Source organism: Streptomyces sp. CB09001 (genome assembly GCF_003369795.1).
Taxonomy (GTDB): domain Bacteria; phylum Actinomycetota; class Actinomycetes; order Streptomycetales; family Streptomycetaceae; genus Streptomyces.
Window position 1 is genome coordinate 7,624,224 of the sequence record NZ_CP026730.1, and the last position, 13,605, is coordinate 7,637,828.

Consider the following 13,605-nt stretch of genomic DNA (forward strand, 5'->3'; position numbering starts at 1 on the left):
CTTCACTCCAAACCGGGGCGGCCCGCTGCCACCCACGTGTCGTATTCCTGACGGCTGTCGGACGTGCCGGGGAAGAGCCCGAAGAGGGACCGTCCCCGTTCGATCTGCAGGGCGGTGAACTCCTCGTAGGCGGCGGCGTCGGCGCCCTCGGCGGCCACCTCCGCCACCAGGTGGCGGGGGACGACCACGACGCCGTCGGCGTCGCCGAGCAGGACGTCGCCCGGGTAGACGGCGACGCCGCCGCAGCCCACGGGCTCGTCCAGGGCGACCGGGTGCAGGGCGACGGGTGTGGCCCTCGGGGCGTTGTCCCGCTGGAAGCAGGGCAGGCCGGTCCGGGCGACGGCGGCGGAGTCCCGGTAGCCGCCGTCGGTCACCGCGCCCGACACGCCGCGGTGCTTCAGGCGCGCCGCCATCATGTCGCCCATGGAGGCGGCGGCCGTGGAGCCGAGTGCGTCGATCACCAGCACCGCGCCGGGCGGGCACTCCTCGATGGCCCGCCGGTGCAGGTGGTCGCTGCTCGCGTAGCCGGCCAGGGTGTCGAGGTCCTCCCGGGCGGGGATGAAGCGCAGGGTGTAGGCCGGGCCGACGAGTGGCCGCTGCCCGGCCGTGAGGGGCCGTACGCCGGCCATGAGCACGTTGCGCAGGCCGCGCCGGAGCAGCATGTTGGCGATCGTGGCCGAGCCGGCGCGCGTCAGTTGGGTGCGGACCGTCCGGGACAGCGCTCCGGCCGGGTCCGGGTCCGGGTGCGCGGTGCCGGTCACCGGAAGAACTCCAGGGGCGGGCGGTTGCCCCACTGGGTGGTCTCGGAGGCGGTGCCGTTGAACCGGGCCGGGCGGTGGCTCGCGTCCACGACGTCGCCGTCGGTGTAGTGCTCGATGCGGAAGCCGAAGGGGTCCTTCCAGTAGTCGAAGATCTGGCTGCCGAGGAGGTGGCGGCCGACTCCGACGTCGAGGCTGAATCCCTCCTGGACGAGGTAGTCGTGCGACGACATCACCGCGTCCATGTCGGTCACCTCGAAGGCACTGTGGTGGACGCCCACCCAGTCCGACTCCAGCAGCAGCATGAAGTGGTGGTCGACGAGCTGCTCGCCGAGGTCCAGCCGGATGAACGTGCCGACGATCGGGCCGTCCTCGCCGGGCGGCAGGAAGTGGTCGGAGGGCAGGAAGTTGAACCGTTCGTTCAGCCAGGCCATGGACGCGTCGTGGTCCTTGACGTGCAGGACGAAGTGGCCGAGGCGCGCGACGGTGCAGGGGGCGACGGACTGGCGGACGGGGGTGTGCAGGCGGTTCTTGTCGCGGATGTTGTTCATGGCGAACGGAGCGCGCTCGGGGAGGGGTTCCGCCTTTGCCCGGCCGCAGACCGCGCGGATCTCGATGCCGTCGGGCATGGTCATCGCGACTTCGTGACCGCCGCCGGGCTCGGTGGACGCGCGGACCGGGGAGGACCCGGGCAGGGCGGCCAGTTCGGCCAGGTCGTCGTGGCCGGCGACCTCGATGGAGGCGCCGACGAAACGCTGTTGCGGGGCCTTGCGGGTGACATGGATGTGGTGCTGGGTGCCGGTGCCCCGCATGTACAGGGTCCGGTCGTCGCTGCCCTCGACCCTGGTCATGCCGAAGGCGGTCAGGAACTTCTCCATCAGGGCGAGGTCGGGTGCCTCGTAGGTGACTTGGGCGGCGTCGATTGCCGTGGCCACGGTGCCTCCTGTGGTGGGTGGGAGCGGGAGCGGCGCGGGGTCAGCGCTTGAGGATGCTGACGTCGTCGGGGCCGACGAGGTCGGGCACGGTCCAGCCGTTGAGGTCGTACTCGTCCATGGCGCTCTGCGCGAAGTCCTTGAGGCGGTCCAGGAGGCCGCTGCCGCGCGCGCCGAACAGGTTGGTCTGGCGCGTCACGTCGTTGCTGCCGATGTAGTTGATCTCGTACAGCTCGTGGCGCGCGCCGAACTCCGTGCCGATGGAGTCCCAGAGCATCTTCATGACCTTGACGCGTTCCTCGGCGTCGATGCCGCCGGTGCCGCGCAGGTAGGTGTCGAGGTAGCCGCGGATCTCGGGGGTGGCGAAGTCCTTGGCATGGGAGTTGAGGTAGATCAGCCCACTGGCGACGACCTGCTCGATGATGTTCTTGATCTTCGGCATGGCGAGCTGGTTCATCACGCGGTACGCGCCGGCGAACTGCGGGTCGGGCTGGATCATGCCGCCCTTCCACGGCACCGCGCTCTTCGCCATAGCGTCGGACAGCGCCCAGAAGGTGTTGCGCCAGGCGATGACCTCGCCGAGCTGGGACATCACGCCGTGGAACTGACCGGCCCCGGTGACGTCGAGCGCACGGGCCAGCAGGCCGACCAGGAAGTCCATCTTGACGGCGAACCGGGTGCAGCCGTGCAGCGAGGCCCGCTCCAGGTAGCCGGAGTGGATGTTGTACTTGTTGGCCTGCTCCAGGTCGTTGTAGATGAAGGCGTTCTCCCAGGGGACGAACACGTCGTCCAGGACCAGGATCGCGTCGTTCTCGTCCAGCCGGCTGGAGAGCGGGTAGTCGAAGGGGCTGCCCAGCGCCGCCGCCCGGTACTCGTTGGAGGTACGGCAGAGCAGCTTCACGCCGGGGGCGTTGGTGGGTGTGATGAAGACGGGGGAGAAGGCCGGGTCCTGTACGGCGACCTGGCCGACGTGGCCGACGAAGGTGTGGTGGGTGAGGGCCGAGCCCGTGGCCACCACCTTGGCGCCCTTGACGTAGAACCCCGCGTCGGTCTCCCGGGTGACCCGGATGAAGACGCCCTTGCCGGCGTCGGCGCCGAGCCCGCGGTCGACCGGCGGGTTCATGATGGCGTGGTTGATGTACCAGGTCTTCTCCTGCGCCTTGCGGTACCAGGCGCGGGCGTTGTCCTCGAAGCCGCGGTAGAACTCGGCGTTGGCACCCAGGGTGCCGAGGAAGCAGCCCTTGTAGTCGGGCGAGCGGCCCATCCAGCCCCAGGCGATCTTCTGCCACTCGGCGATCGCGTCGCGGGAGGCGACCTGCTCCTCCACGGTGCCGGGCGCCCGGTAGAAGCGGTGGGTGAAACCGCCCCACTCGGTGGGCGCGGTGAGGACGTCCTTGCGCGCGGGATCGTGCAGGGCGTCGTACATGCGGGCGATCATGCGGGCGCTGTTGCGGAAGGCCGGGTGTTCGGCGATGTTCTCCACCCGCTCGCCGTAGATCCACACCTCGCGGCCGTCATTCAGGCTTTCCAGGTATTCGGCCCCGGTAAAGGGAATGTGCTCGCGGCCCGTCGGGGTGTTCGCCGACTGATTCATGTTTCCCGCCATCACTGACCGGCCCCTTCTGTTCGTTCACGGAACCGGGCCGAGCCGTCGGTTCGTGCAACCAATGTGCGGGCAGCGATCCGGTGTCGGGGCATTTCCCGTACCGATCCGAAGCCGCCTGCGCCGTCGAATTGCCGAGGAGACTGGCACGGTCGTACGGAGGGCGGCAAGGGTTTCCGTGAAGGGTGCCGAGAGGCCGGCGCGGGCGTCCCGGGCGTGGGGCGCCGACCCGGGACTACTCCGGTAGACCTCTCTGAACAGCGGGTTCTTCCTGTGTCGGGCGGGTCCGCGACGTACGGAACACCCAACCTCGTGTGACGCGCGTCACTCGCTAATCAAGAATTTCCCAGGGCTTTTCGCTCGCATTCCACTGGCCTTTCCATACGAGGTGCGAAGGGGGGCTGTGCGGTTCCTTGTATGGCCCGGGTCACGACGAGATGGCCCGGCGGTGCTCCGCGATGGTGCGGGTCGCCTCGATCCACCGCCTCATCAGCGGGGTGACCTCCGCGCCGCGCTTCCACAGGAGGGTGGCCTGCATGGGCGGCAGCCAGCTCGGCGGGTCGAGGAGGGCGACGGAGTCGCTGCGGCCAGCGATGCGTTCGGTCACTGGGGCCACGCCGAGGCCGGCGGCGACGAAGGCGAGCGCGGTCTGGGGCGTGGAGACTTCGAGGACCTCGAACGAGGCGTCCCCCGCCAGGGCCTTCTCGGCGGCGTCCGGCATTCCGGAGAAGGCGGGGATCCGGGCGGGCAGGATCCAGCGCCCCCAGCCCCTGCCGTCGGGATGCGACTCGCCCGTGCGGTACCTGGGGACCGCGAGCTTGATCGGGATGTCCAGGATCGGCCGCCAGTCGCAGCCGTCCGCGACGAACCCGGCGAACTTGTGCGGGCCGAAGGGGATGCATCCCATGTCGAGCTCGCCGGTGAGAACCCGCTGGACGATGACGTCGGGCGTCACGTCGGCCAGGCTGACGCGCGCCCCGGGGGCCTGCTCCAGGAACTCCGCCAGCACGTCGGCGATGAGTTCGTTGACGACCATGGGTTCCACGCCGAGGTGGAGATCGCCGACCGCGCCCTCGCCCATCATCCGCAGCGTCTCGACGACCCGGTTGCGGTCGGCGATCAGACGCTCGCCGGTGGCCAGGAGGTGGAGCCCGGCCTGGGTCGGGTGGACGCCTTTCGCCGTTCGTTCCAGGAGGCGCACCCCCAGCTCGCGTTCGAGTTTGGCGATGGCGTGACTGACCGGCGGCTGCGTCATCCCGAGGTTCTTGGCGGCCCGTGAAACGGAACCCGCCTCGACGACGGCTCTGAAGTACTCCAGCTGACGAAAGTCCATGCCAGTGTGCATTTCACGCCCCTCGGGGATTGTCAACGGACCCGATCGCGTCGGTCGCCATACAGGAAACCATGGAACCCTCCATGGAAACGTGTATGGGATGTCCGAGTCACCTGTGCGCGATTCTCAGGAAGCGACCTCAATTCGGCGTGACCTGGACCACATTCGGCCCGGTGGATTTCTCGGCCCCATTGCCTGGCTCGAAAGCCCGTGCAAGACCTCCAGCGCATCGGACCGCGTCGATAACGGTCGACGGTGGGGCCGGCCGGGTCACCGCGGTCCCGCGAGCGAGGCCACCGCTCCCGTGGCCAGGCTGACCGCGCGCCGGGTCACGGCATCGAAGTCGTCGCCGGACTCCACCGCCGTGGTGGCCGCGTTGACGAAGCCCTGGAGCAGGCGCGCCGTGCGGTGCGGGGCGTCGTCACCGAGGTCGGTCAGCGCGGCGATCAGGGGTTGAAGGATCTGTGCGTGCGCCTGTGCCGCGCCCTCTCTGAGCACGACCGCGTCCCGGTCACCGGCCAGTGCCTGGGCGATGCGATGCTCCCCGTCCCGCACCAGGATCAGCTGCGCCCGTACGTAGGCCGCCACGGCCTCCTCCGGGGTCCGGGCGTCCGCCATCTCGGCACGGATCCGGGAGGTCCAGCGGGGCGTGGCCTCGCGCACCACCTCGGCCAACAGCTCTCCGCGGTCGGCGAAGTACTTGTAGACGCTGTTGCGGGCCAGTCCGGTACGGGCGGCCACCGTGGAGAAGGTGACGGCCGAGGCGTCGCCCTCCTCCAGGATCTCGCGCGCCGCGGCGATCAGCGCGGCACGCTGCTGGACCCGGTGGTCGGCGACGGAGGCTGCACGGATCTTGGGCACGTCGTCAGTGTAGGAGGCCGTCGACTCCGGGCGGACGGACCCCCGCTTGGGGACGCCGTGTCGCCATCCTCTATGTTGGGGACACAGTGTCCCCAACATTCTCCCTGGGAAGGCCCTCCCGTGTACTTGGCTCTGCTCGAACTGAAGGCGGCCCGTGGCCGCTTTCTCCTGATGGGTAGCGTCGTGGTCCTCGTTGCCGCGCTCGTCGGCATCGTCAGCGGTTTCACCACCGGACTCGGCGACGACACCATCTCCGCCCTGCGCAGACTCCCCGCGACCCACCTCGCCTTCGACCGCGGGGCCGACTCCGACCAGTTCGCCCGCAGCCTGGTGGACGAGGCCGAACTGGACGGCTGGCGCGAGCGCGACGGCGTCGAGGCCACCCCGCTCGGCGTCTCCATCGCCCGTGGCACCACGGACCGGAAGGTGGAGGTGGACTTCGCCGCCTTCGGTGTCGAGCCCGGCTCCTTCCTCGACCCCGACGCCGCCTCCGGCGCGGCCCTGTCCGCCGGTGAACCGTCCGGCGTCGTCGTCTCGCAGCAGCTGGTGAAGGACGGCGTACGCGTCGGCGACACCCTGACCGTCGACCGCCTGGGTCTCGAACTCGAGGTGACCGGCACGACCGGGCGCTCCTCGTACGGGCACGTCCCCGTCGCCTACCTGCCCGTCGAGACCTGGCAGCGCATCCGCTTCGCCACACCCGGCACACGGGCGGCCGACGTCGCGCCGCCGCACCAGTACAGCGCGGTCGCCCTCAAGGCCGGAGCCGGAGCGGATCTCACCGGGGCGGACCGGGCCCTGAGTACCCGGAGCGTGACCGTCGAGGACGCGTACGCCGCCGCTCCGGGTTACACCGGAGAACGCCTGACCATGACGTCGATCCAGGCGTTCCTCTACGCCATCGCGCCGCTCGTCGTGGGCGCCTTCTTCGCGGTGTGGACCGTGCAGCGCCGCCCCGAACTCGCGCTGCTGCGAGCGATGGGCGCCTCGCGGGCGCGGCTGCTGGGTCACACCCTCGCGCAGGCCGCGATCGTGGTGACGGCGGGTGCGGTGGCCGGAGCGGCGCTGGCCGCGGTGCTGGGCCTGGCGGTCGGCTCCGAGGTTCCCTTCAGCCTTCCCGCCGGGACACTCGTCGCCACCATGGCGACGGTCGTCCTGGTCGGCCTCGCCGGCACCGCCGTCACGCTGCGCAAGGTGACCACCGTTGACCCGATGACCATGCTGGGAGCCGGCCGATGAGCCTCGAACTTCTCGACGTCACCGTACGACTGGGCCACGGGGAGTCCCGCGTCACCGCGCTGAGCGAGCTGACCGTGAGCTTCGCGCCCGCCGCCCTGACCGCGCTGGTCGGCCCCTCCGGGTCGGGCAAGTCCACCCTGCTGGCCGTCGCGGGCGCCCTGCTGCGGCCGGACGCGGGCCGGGTGCTGCTCAACGGCACCGACATCGCGGGACTGTCCCCCGCCCAGCAGGCCCGGGTGCGCCGGGAGCGGATCGGCTACGTCTTCCAGAGCGGCAATCTCCTCAGCGGCCTCACCGCGCTCGAACAACTGCTGGCCGCGGCGTCCGTCGCAGGCCGCTCACCGCGAGCCGTACGCGCCCGCGCCACCGAGCTGCTGGCCGAGGTCGGTCTGGGGCACCGGCTGCGGCACCGGGCCGACCAGATGTCCGGCGGGGAACGGCAGCGCATCGCCATCGCACGCGCACTGCTGCTCGAACCGGACGTCCTGCTGGTCGACGAGCCGACGGCCGCGGTCGACCGGGAACGGGCGGCCGGCCTGGTGGACCTGCTCGCCGCCACGACGCGTCGCCACAGCTGCGTGACCGTGGTCGCCACGCACGACCCGGTTGTGGTGGACGCGGCGGACCACGTGGTCGACATGGCCCGGCTGCGCACCGGAGCGGACAGCCCGCTCTGACCGCCGGGCGGCGCCGACCGGCGAAGAGACCACTCCCGGTCCGGTCCCTCTACTGTGTCGGCTCACCGTGCGCCGCCTGCCCGTCAAACCCGTCGACAGGCAGGCGGCGCACAGCGCCCCGTCTCCACCGCAGAGCACCCCGTTGCTCGCCGGCGACAGGACGACGCGACCGACGGCATCGACCTGCTGCCGCGATCCGGGTCGTCGCCCGCCCGCATCGCCCAGCACCGGCCGGCCCGGTGGGCGCCCGGTGAGCGGCGGCTCCCGGCGACAGCAGAGCCCCCGACGGCTGCGGACGCACCCGACCTTGGACGCGGTCCGGAACACGCGAGCCAGTCATCGGACCGCTGTGACGTACCTGGGCCGTCGTCCCGGTCCCGTCAGCTCGTCGCCCGTGCCATCTTCTCGATCTCCTCGACCACGAGGGCGGGCCGGTCCTTGGGGATGTCGTGCGAGCTGCCCTTCGCGGTGACCAGTGTCCGGTCCGGGCCCTGCCGCACGAAGGTCGCGGCGGCGTCCCGCCAGCGCTCGGCGTCTTCGGGCGAGCCCGCGAAGGGCGTCTTCCCCGACACGATGACGGCTGCCGGGACGGTGCCGGGCCACGTGGCCCGGTGATACGCCTTGTGCAGCGGGACGTAGCTCTCCGCGATGGAGATCAGCTGCCTGTTCCGGGGCTCGGTGGGATCCTTCCTGGCGGCGTCGACCGCGGGCTGGTTCGCGGCGGCGAGGCGGGCCGTCTCCTCGTCCGTGTACAGCGGGGGCAGGCTTGCGTCAACGAGTACGGCGCCGGCCACCAGGCCCGGGTTCTCCTTGGCGAAGTAGGTCGCGATCTCACCTGCCTGTGAGTGGGCCACCAGAAGCACGTTCCCGGTCACACCGAGCTTTCGAAGGCCCGTCCTCAGGTCGCTGACGGCGTCCTCCACTTGCCACGCTCCGGGGACGGCATCGCTCTGGCCGAGACCGGCCCGGTCGTAGGTGATGATCTCGGCCCCGGTGGCCGCGTGGAGCCTGGACACGATGTCCTTCCAGTAGGAGGAGTCCTCACCGCCGCCCGAGTCGAGCACGATGGCCGGACCATGCCCCTCGGTGACATGGAACGCGAGCCGGTGACCACCGTTGTCGATCATGTGAAGCGTCTGCCCGGCCGTTCGGGCCGCCCCCGGGGGTGACGGGGCGGAGGAGGAGGGCACGGGGTCCGGCCGGTTCGGTGTCTCGTCGTCGCCGCAGGCTGTGAGACCTCCGACGGTGACCGCGAGCAGGACGGCGGCCGGAATCACGCGGTGTGCGGACCGGCGGGAGAGGTGGACACGTGCCATGAGTGCTTCCCGAGTGCAGATGATGCGACGACGTACGGACGAGTGCCATGCTCGCCGGAACCCGTCCCCGCGGGGCAGCCGGACACCCCGCCACTTACCGGTGCTGCTGCATCCACTGGCACGCTGGGGAAAACCCCACCACGATCACGTGGCCGGCCTTGCGCGGGCAGGCGGCGAGTTTGCGGATCGACCAGCGAGCGGGTGAGGGGCCGGCTGAGCCTGGTCGGGCGGGTGCGGCCGTCTCGATGACGAAGCACACCGGCAGGCTCTGCCCACCCTTGCGCCCCCGCTGCCGCGTCGTGAGGTGACCCGGTCGAGGATCACACGGTGAGGACGCCGCCGACGAAGGTACGTTCCGGCGGTGACGCCACGAGTTCGACCATCGTGCCGGCGCGGAGGTCATTGCCAACGACGCGCGTGATCGCATCGGTGAGCGCGGTTCCGAGGCGCTCGCTGATCCGGGCGGCGTCGGAGCGGTCGAATACACCGGCACGGACGCCCAGAGTCACCGAAGCGTTGGTGTCCACGGCCTTGCCGCCCTGCGCGAAACGGCCCGCGGGGACTCCGGCCAGGCGGATGCTCACGAGGTCTCGGGCCCATTCGCCGTAGACGTCGACGACAGCGTCGGTCAGTGCGGCGACGAGCACGGGTTCGTTCCCGGTCAGCCTGTTCTCGGGAAGGTGGACGGTCAGATGCGGCATAGTGGACCTCGTTTTCTTTGAACACAAAGCCTTTACTTGCAAAGGTATATGGGAGAGGTCGCCGATGTCCAAGGAATCCGACGGACCAGCCGTCAACGAGGCAGTCCGCACCCTGCTGTTGCTCATGCCACGGCTCGTGGGCCGCGCCAAGCGCCTGCCCGTACCGCCGGCGCTCCAGGGACTGGACCTGGCACCGCGACACCTCGCACTGCTGGCCCACCTGGAGTACGACGGCCCCACGAGTGTCAACGAGTTGGCCGCTCGGCTGGAGGTGGCCCCGACGACCGTCAGCCTCATGGTCAGCGAGCTGTCACGACCGGGCGTCCTGCAACGCACTGTTGATCCCGCCGACCGCCGCCGCCGCGTCATCGCCATCGCCCCCGCCTACGCCGCACCGATCGACGAATGGCTTTCCGCCAGCGCCTCCGCCTGGGAAGGCGTCATGCGCGGCCTCGCCCCCGCGGAACGCGCCACGGTCATCGCCGCCCTGCACGCCTACGAAACCGCCTTGGAACAGGCGGGCAGCCGGCATCGGAACACCCGGCCGGGTCAGAGACGAGGCTGACTCGTAGTCATGGCGTTCCACACCGACGACGACGCCGGCGAGGCGGGAGTCCCGCTCGGGACGACCGGTCCCGGGGGGAAGGGGCCGACATGGGACCGGAGAACTGCTCCGAACGACGCGGGTGTTAGCTTCCTTCCGTGTTGACACACCAGGACAAGACCAGGGCGGCCTACGACGGGGTTGTCGAACTGTATGCGTCGATGTTCGCCAACCGGTTGGAGACGCAGCCGTTCGCGCGGAACATGATCGGCACCTTCGCCGAGCTCGTGCGTGGCACGGGGAACCTACGGACGGCCGACGTCGGGTGCGGGCCCGGCCATTTGACGGCCCTGCTCCACGACTTGGGGTTGGACTCCTTCGGGCTCGACCTCTCCCCGGCCATGGTCGCCCACGCCCGGCGAGCCCATCCGGCGCTGCGGTTCGACGAAGCACGAATGGAGGCCCTGCCGGTCGAGGACGGCGCGCTCGGCGGAGTGCTGGCCCACTACTCGATGATCCACACCCCGCCTGAAGAATTGCCCGCGCTGCTCGCTGAGCAGGTGCGTGTCCTGGCACCAGGGGGCCTGCTCCTGGTGTCCTTCTTCGGCACCGAGGGGCCGGAGCCTGTCCGCTTCGACCACAAGGTGGCGCCTGCCTACAGCTGGCCGGCGGACCGGTTTGCCGAGGTGCTGGCCGGGGCCGGACTCGTCACGATGGCTCAGCTGCTCCACGACCCAGCGTCCCAGCGGGGCTTCCTCGACACCCACCTGCTGGCCCGCCGCCCGTAGAACGTGACCCGGGGCCGGGGCCGGGGAGGCGTCGGCGGTGAGAGCCGTGCCCAGCGCGGCCGAGGTCATGGTTGGCCGAAGAGGCTGCCCAGTCGCTTCACGGCTCGACGATGATGGTGCCTATGGACGATTCCGGACCGGGCCCTTCCGGACGGTCGACCTTCCACCAACCCAGCACGTCCTCATACTCCGGCTGTGGGAGTGCGCGCCCTTCGGCAGTCATCAGGCGTCCCTGATACCCCTGGGCGTAACGTGCTCGAACCGAGTAGACGCCGGGTTCGTCGGGAACAACGAGGTCGCACGACACATTCACCCACTCCGCCGGACCTGGGTTGTCTTCCGCCAGCGCCTCGACGGGCGTGCCGGCGTTGACCATCTTCAAGCCGCCCCCGCTGCGCTGCTTGCCGTTCCATACCGACGCCTGGGCTCGATCCTGGCCCGCCAGACCAACGATCACCTGGTTGATGGCGTTGCCGCACTCCGAGCAGTCGTGCAGCACGTCGAAACCGACCTCGTGCGAGCCTCCTCCGCGAACGTGTACCACGTTGCCCAGGCCATCGATCTTCACGTTGCGGATCTTGAATCGAAATCCCTTCCCGCCTCCGTAGGGCTCGACCATCTCGGTGTCGGGAGTGAGCGCCGTGGTTTGGTGGGCATCGCTGTAACTCATCTTGTCGGTCATAGGCCAAGTAAACAGGTGGCCACTGACAAGGACGGGCCCGCCCTTCAACGAGGTTGGTACGTCAGCGTCAGGACACGGCCGGACAGCAGCCTTCGGGGCTGCCGCTGCCGTGCACTCCCTAGGCGGGCCCGCGGTTCTTCCGTGGCTCGTCGGAATCCGTGGCCCGGACCGGTACGCGCATGCGCAGCCATGACAGGATCTGCTCGGAGTCCAGCCCCGGGGCCCACGCGTCGGCCTGCCCGCTGCCCTCTTTTGGCAGAGGCCCCACGCCCAGCACCCTCAGGCCGGCGCGTGACGCCGACTCGACTCCTGTGAGGGAGTCCTCGATCGCGAGTGCGGACCGCGGCGCGACCCCGCACAACGAGGAGGCCCTGCTGTAGACATCGGGCCATGGTTTGGGCCGCACGGCCTGCTCCGCCTGGTCGTTCGGTGCCGCGTCCGAGTCGTCGAAGTCCTGCTGCACGGTGGGCACGACGACGTGGCGGAAGTACCGGCGCAGGCCGGCCCGCAGAAGGCTTTCGTCGACCACCTCCATCGGGCAGTTGCTGGCGACGGCCAGGGGAAGCCGATGCCAGCACAGCCGAACGAACTCGGTGGCGCCGGGCATGGTCAGCGGATCCTCCGCGACGAGCGACATGAAGTGCGCGAGCAGGGCCGTGGAGAGGTCGGAGGCCAGATCGGGCTTGTTCGTCTCCTGCGCCATCAGGCGGCCGCAGTCGAGGTAGTGCACTCCTTTGGCCCGCTCGGCGAAACCGGGCGGCGTCGGCAGTCCGAAGTCACGGAACGTCCGTGTGCGGGCGTCCTGCCAATGACGCTCGGTGTCCATCAGGGTTCCGTCACAGTCGAAGACGATGGCCTCGGGTGACCAGTTCGGCAGGGTGCGTGAGAGGGGCGTCACGGTGGCCTCCTTGGGGGTCTGCGCATTGCGGACCACGAATCGCGGTGATGCCGGCTCACGTGAAGTGCTTCGGGGGCCGTCTCCGTTCCCTTCCGGTTTCCGGTCGTCAGAAGGGCCCGCATTTAGGGCATCAGCCGCAAAAGGAAAACATTGCGACCGCTACGTTATTTCCGTCTCGAAACGAGACGCAATCACCATTTCGAGTGCTCGCTCGTCAAGCGTTCATGGTGTATGTGCCACGGAGGCGTAAGATCGTCGGAGGTTCCTGACTGACCGTCATCAAAGGTACGCAGAGCACGACTTGATGACGTCGCTGGCCCAGGCCCCTCCTGCGGGGGCGGGCGGCGGCGTACGATGCGAGCGGCCAGGAAGAGCACCTGGTCGGGTCACGTATCACCCGCACGCGTGCATCTTCGAAAGATAGACGCACCAACCCGCGCACGGTTGACGCCGGACTGCGCCACGCGTACGCGGGCGCACTACATTTTCCGTCGTTCATTCCACAACGAGCGGAAAGCGCGGAACTGTGCAGGAACGGGCCAGAGAAACCCGCAGATCACTCCTCGAGGCGGCCGCCTGCCTCTTCGCCGAGCACGGATACGCGGGGACCAGTGTCAATGACATAAGCACGCGGTCCGGACGAACCAGCGGCTCCGTCTACTTCCACTACAGCAGCAAGGAGGGCATCGCCCTCGCCGTCGTCCGAGACGGCTTCGCCACGTGGTCCGGCCTGGCCACGTGCTACGCCGACCGCACCGTGCCGCCGCTGGAGCGCCTCGTCGCGCTCAGTCACAAGATCGCCAGGGCGCTCGCCGAAGACTCCCTGACGCGCGCGGGCGCTCGTCTCTGGGCGGAGCGCGACGCCATCAACGTCAGTCTCCCCGACCCCTTCGTTCTCTGGACGGCGGCAGTGGCACGGCTGCTGGCTCAGGCGCGGAACCACGGGCATCTGGCCGCCCACGTCCGGCCTGCAGCCACCGCCCGGACTCTGGTCCGTGCGTTCTTCGGCTTCTGTACCCTCACCGAGGCACTCGACGGGCCCGAGGCCCTCAGCGGCCGTGTCTCCGACTGGTGGGAACTGACGCTCCCCGCACTCCTTTCGGGCCCGCGTTCGGTACCGGCGCCGGGGCGGCAGGCGGCGCCGGCGGAGAGCGTCACGGCGTGCGGCACCGGTGAAGCGGCCTCGCCGAGGCCCCAGAGCCCCGGCTCCGCGCTACTTGCTGCTGGCGACGCATAGCCGGGAGGGCAACCGGGCCGACCGGGCCGCCCGGAC

The 13,605-nt window shown here is 69.9% G+C and carries 14 protein-coding genes; 5 read left to right on the forward strand and 9 right to left on the reverse strand.

The window, feature by feature from the left end; genetic code table 11:
- Nucleotides 1–2: 2 nt before the first annotated feature.
- From C4J65_RS35170 to C4J65_RS35190, 5 genes are all read right to left on the reverse strand, one after another.
- Nucleotides 3–761 carry a dimethylmenaquinone methyltransferase gene (locus C4J65_RS35170; protein WP_240330593.1) on the reverse strand — a complete coding sequence of 253 codons (759 nt, stop codon included), beginning with the start codon at nucleotides 759–761 and terminating at the stop codon, nucleotides 3–5.
- Nucleotides 758–1,693 (reverse strand): VOC family protein, encoded by a 936-nt coding sequence (locus tag C4J65_RS35175; RefSeq protein ID WP_240330594.1) that lies wholly within the window; start codon nucleotides 1,691–1,693, stop codon nucleotides 758–760. The genes C4J65_RS35170 and C4J65_RS35175 overlap by 4 nt, the downstream gene beginning before the upstream one ends.
- 40 nt (nucleotides 1,694–1,733) lie before the next feature.
- Nucleotides 1,734–3,284: a 4-hydroxyphenylacetate 3-hydroxylase N-terminal domain-containing protein gene (locus C4J65_RS35180; RefSeq protein WP_115746102.1), complete on the reverse strand. Its 1,551-nt coding sequence runs from the start codon at nucleotides 3,282–3,284 to the stop codon at nucleotides 1,734–1,736.
- A 436-nt stretch (nucleotides 3,285–3,720) separates the two neighbouring features.
- Nucleotides 3,721–4,626 (reverse strand): LysR family transcriptional regulator, encoded by a 906-nt coding sequence (locus C4J65_RS35185; RefSeq protein ID WP_115746103.1) that lies wholly within the window; start codon nucleotides 4,624–4,626, stop codon nucleotides 3,721–3,723.
- Between the two features lie 270 nt (nucleotides 4,627–4,896).
- Nucleotides 4,897–5,487, reverse strand: a complete 591-nt coding sequence (locus C4J65_RS35190) for a TetR/AcrR family transcriptional regulator (protein WP_115746104.1) — start codon at nucleotides 5,485–5,487, stop codon at nucleotides 4,897–4,899.
- Nucleotides 5,488–5,607: 120 nt separating this feature from the next.
- On the opposite strand from C4J65_RS35190, the gene C4J65_RS35195 reads away from it, so the two are divergent.
- The gene (locus C4J65_RS35195; protein ID WP_115746105.1) at nucleotides 5,608–6,726 is read left to right on the forward strand and encodes an ABC transporter permease; all 1,119 of its coding nucleotides are present in this window, start codon (nucleotides 5,608–5,610) and stop codon (nucleotides 6,724–6,726) included.
- Nucleotides 6,723–7,403 carry an ABC transporter ATP-binding protein gene (locus C4J65_RS35200; RefSeq protein WP_115746106.1) on the forward strand — a complete coding sequence of 227 codons (681 nt, stop codon included), beginning with the start codon at nucleotides 6,723–6,725 and terminating at the stop codon, nucleotides 7,401–7,403. The genes C4J65_RS35195 and C4J65_RS35200 overlap by 4 nt, the downstream gene beginning before the upstream one ends.
- Before the next feature lie 380 nt (nucleotides 7,404–7,783).
- Here C4J65_RS35200 and C4J65_RS35205 read toward each other — a convergent pair whose 3' ends face one another.
- Nucleotides 7,784–8,719 (reverse strand): alpha/beta fold hydrolase, encoded by a 936-nt coding sequence (locus tag C4J65_RS35205; RefSeq protein WP_115746107.1) that lies wholly within the window; start codon nucleotides 8,717–8,719, stop codon nucleotides 7,784–7,786.
- 320 nt (nucleotides 8,720–9,039) lie between these two features.
- Entirely contained in the window at nucleotides 9,040–9,420 is a 381-nt protein-coding gene (locus C4J65_RS35210) for a tautomerase family protein (RefSeq protein ID WP_115746108.1), read from the reverse strand.
- A gap of 64 nt (nucleotides 9,421–9,484) precedes the next feature.
- On the opposite strand from C4J65_RS35210, the gene C4J65_RS35215 reads away from it, so the two are divergent.
- Nucleotides 9,485–9,985, forward strand: a complete 501-nt coding sequence (locus tag C4J65_RS35215) for a helix-turn-helix domain-containing protein (protein WP_115746109.1) — start codon at nucleotides 9,485–9,487, stop codon at nucleotides 9,983–9,985.
- 137 nt (nucleotides 9,986–10,122) lie between these two features.
- The gene (locus C4J65_RS35220) at nucleotides 10,123–10,752 is read left to right on the forward strand and encodes a class I SAM-dependent methyltransferase (protein ID WP_115746110.1); all 630 of its coding nucleotides are present in this window, start codon (nucleotides 10,123–10,125) and stop codon (nucleotides 10,750–10,752) included.
- A 97-nt stretch (nucleotides 10,753–10,849) separates the two neighbouring features.
- Here C4J65_RS35220 and C4J65_RS35225 read toward each other — a convergent pair whose 3' ends face one another.
- Nucleotides 10,850–11,434 (reverse strand): hypothetical protein, encoded by a 585-nt coding sequence (locus C4J65_RS35225; RefSeq protein WP_115746111.1) that lies wholly within the window; start codon nucleotides 11,432–11,434, stop codon nucleotides 10,850–10,852.
- Nucleotides 11,435–11,552: 118 nt separating this feature from the next.
- Complete coding sequence (locus tag C4J65_RS35230) at nucleotides 11,553–12,332, reverse strand: HAD family phosphatase (RefSeq protein ID WP_115746790.1); 780 nt, start codon at nucleotides 12,330–12,332, stop codon at nucleotides 11,553–11,555.
- A 526-nt stretch (nucleotides 12,333–12,858) separates the two neighbouring features.
- Between C4J65_RS35230 and C4J65_RS35235 the strand changes: the two genes are divergently transcribed.
- Complete coding sequence (locus C4J65_RS35235) at nucleotides 12,859–13,569, forward strand: ScbR family autoregulator-binding transcription factor (RefSeq protein ID WP_115746112.1); 711 nt, start codon at nucleotides 12,859–12,861, stop codon at nucleotides 13,567–13,569.
- The last annotated feature ends 36 nt before the right edge of the window (nucleotides 13,570–13,605 follow it).

Excerpts from the sequence above, each read along its gene's own strand:
- C4J65_RS35180 (WP_115746102.1), bottom strand. The coding sequence starts at position 3,284 with ATGAATCAGTCGGCGAACACCCCGACGGGCCGCGAGCACATTCCCTTT.
- C4J65_RS35185 (WP_115746103.1), bottom strand. The coding sequence starts at position 4,626 with ATGGACTTTCGTCAGCTGGAGTACTTCAGAGCCGTCGTCGAGGCGGGT.
- C4J65_RS35200 (WP_115746106.1), top strand. The coding sequence starts at position 6,723 with ATGAGCCTCGAACTTCTCGACGTCACCGTACGACTGGGCCACGGGGAG.
- C4J65_RS35205 (WP_115746107.1), bottom strand. The coding sequence starts at position 8,719 with ATGGCACGTGTCCACCTCTCCCGCCGGTCCGCACACCGCGTGATTCCG.
- C4J65_RS35210 (WP_115746108.1), bottom strand. The coding sequence starts at position 9,420 with ATGCCGCATCTGACCGTCCACCTTCCCGAGAACAGGCTGACCGGGAAC.
- C4J65_RS35215 (WP_115746109.1), top strand. The coding sequence starts at position 9,485 with ATGTCCAAGGAATCCGACGGACCAGCCGTCAACGAGGCAGTCCGCACC.
- C4J65_RS35225 (WP_115746111.1), bottom strand. The coding sequence starts at position 11,434 with ATGACCGACAAGATGAGTTACAGCGATGCCCACCAAACCACGGCGCTC.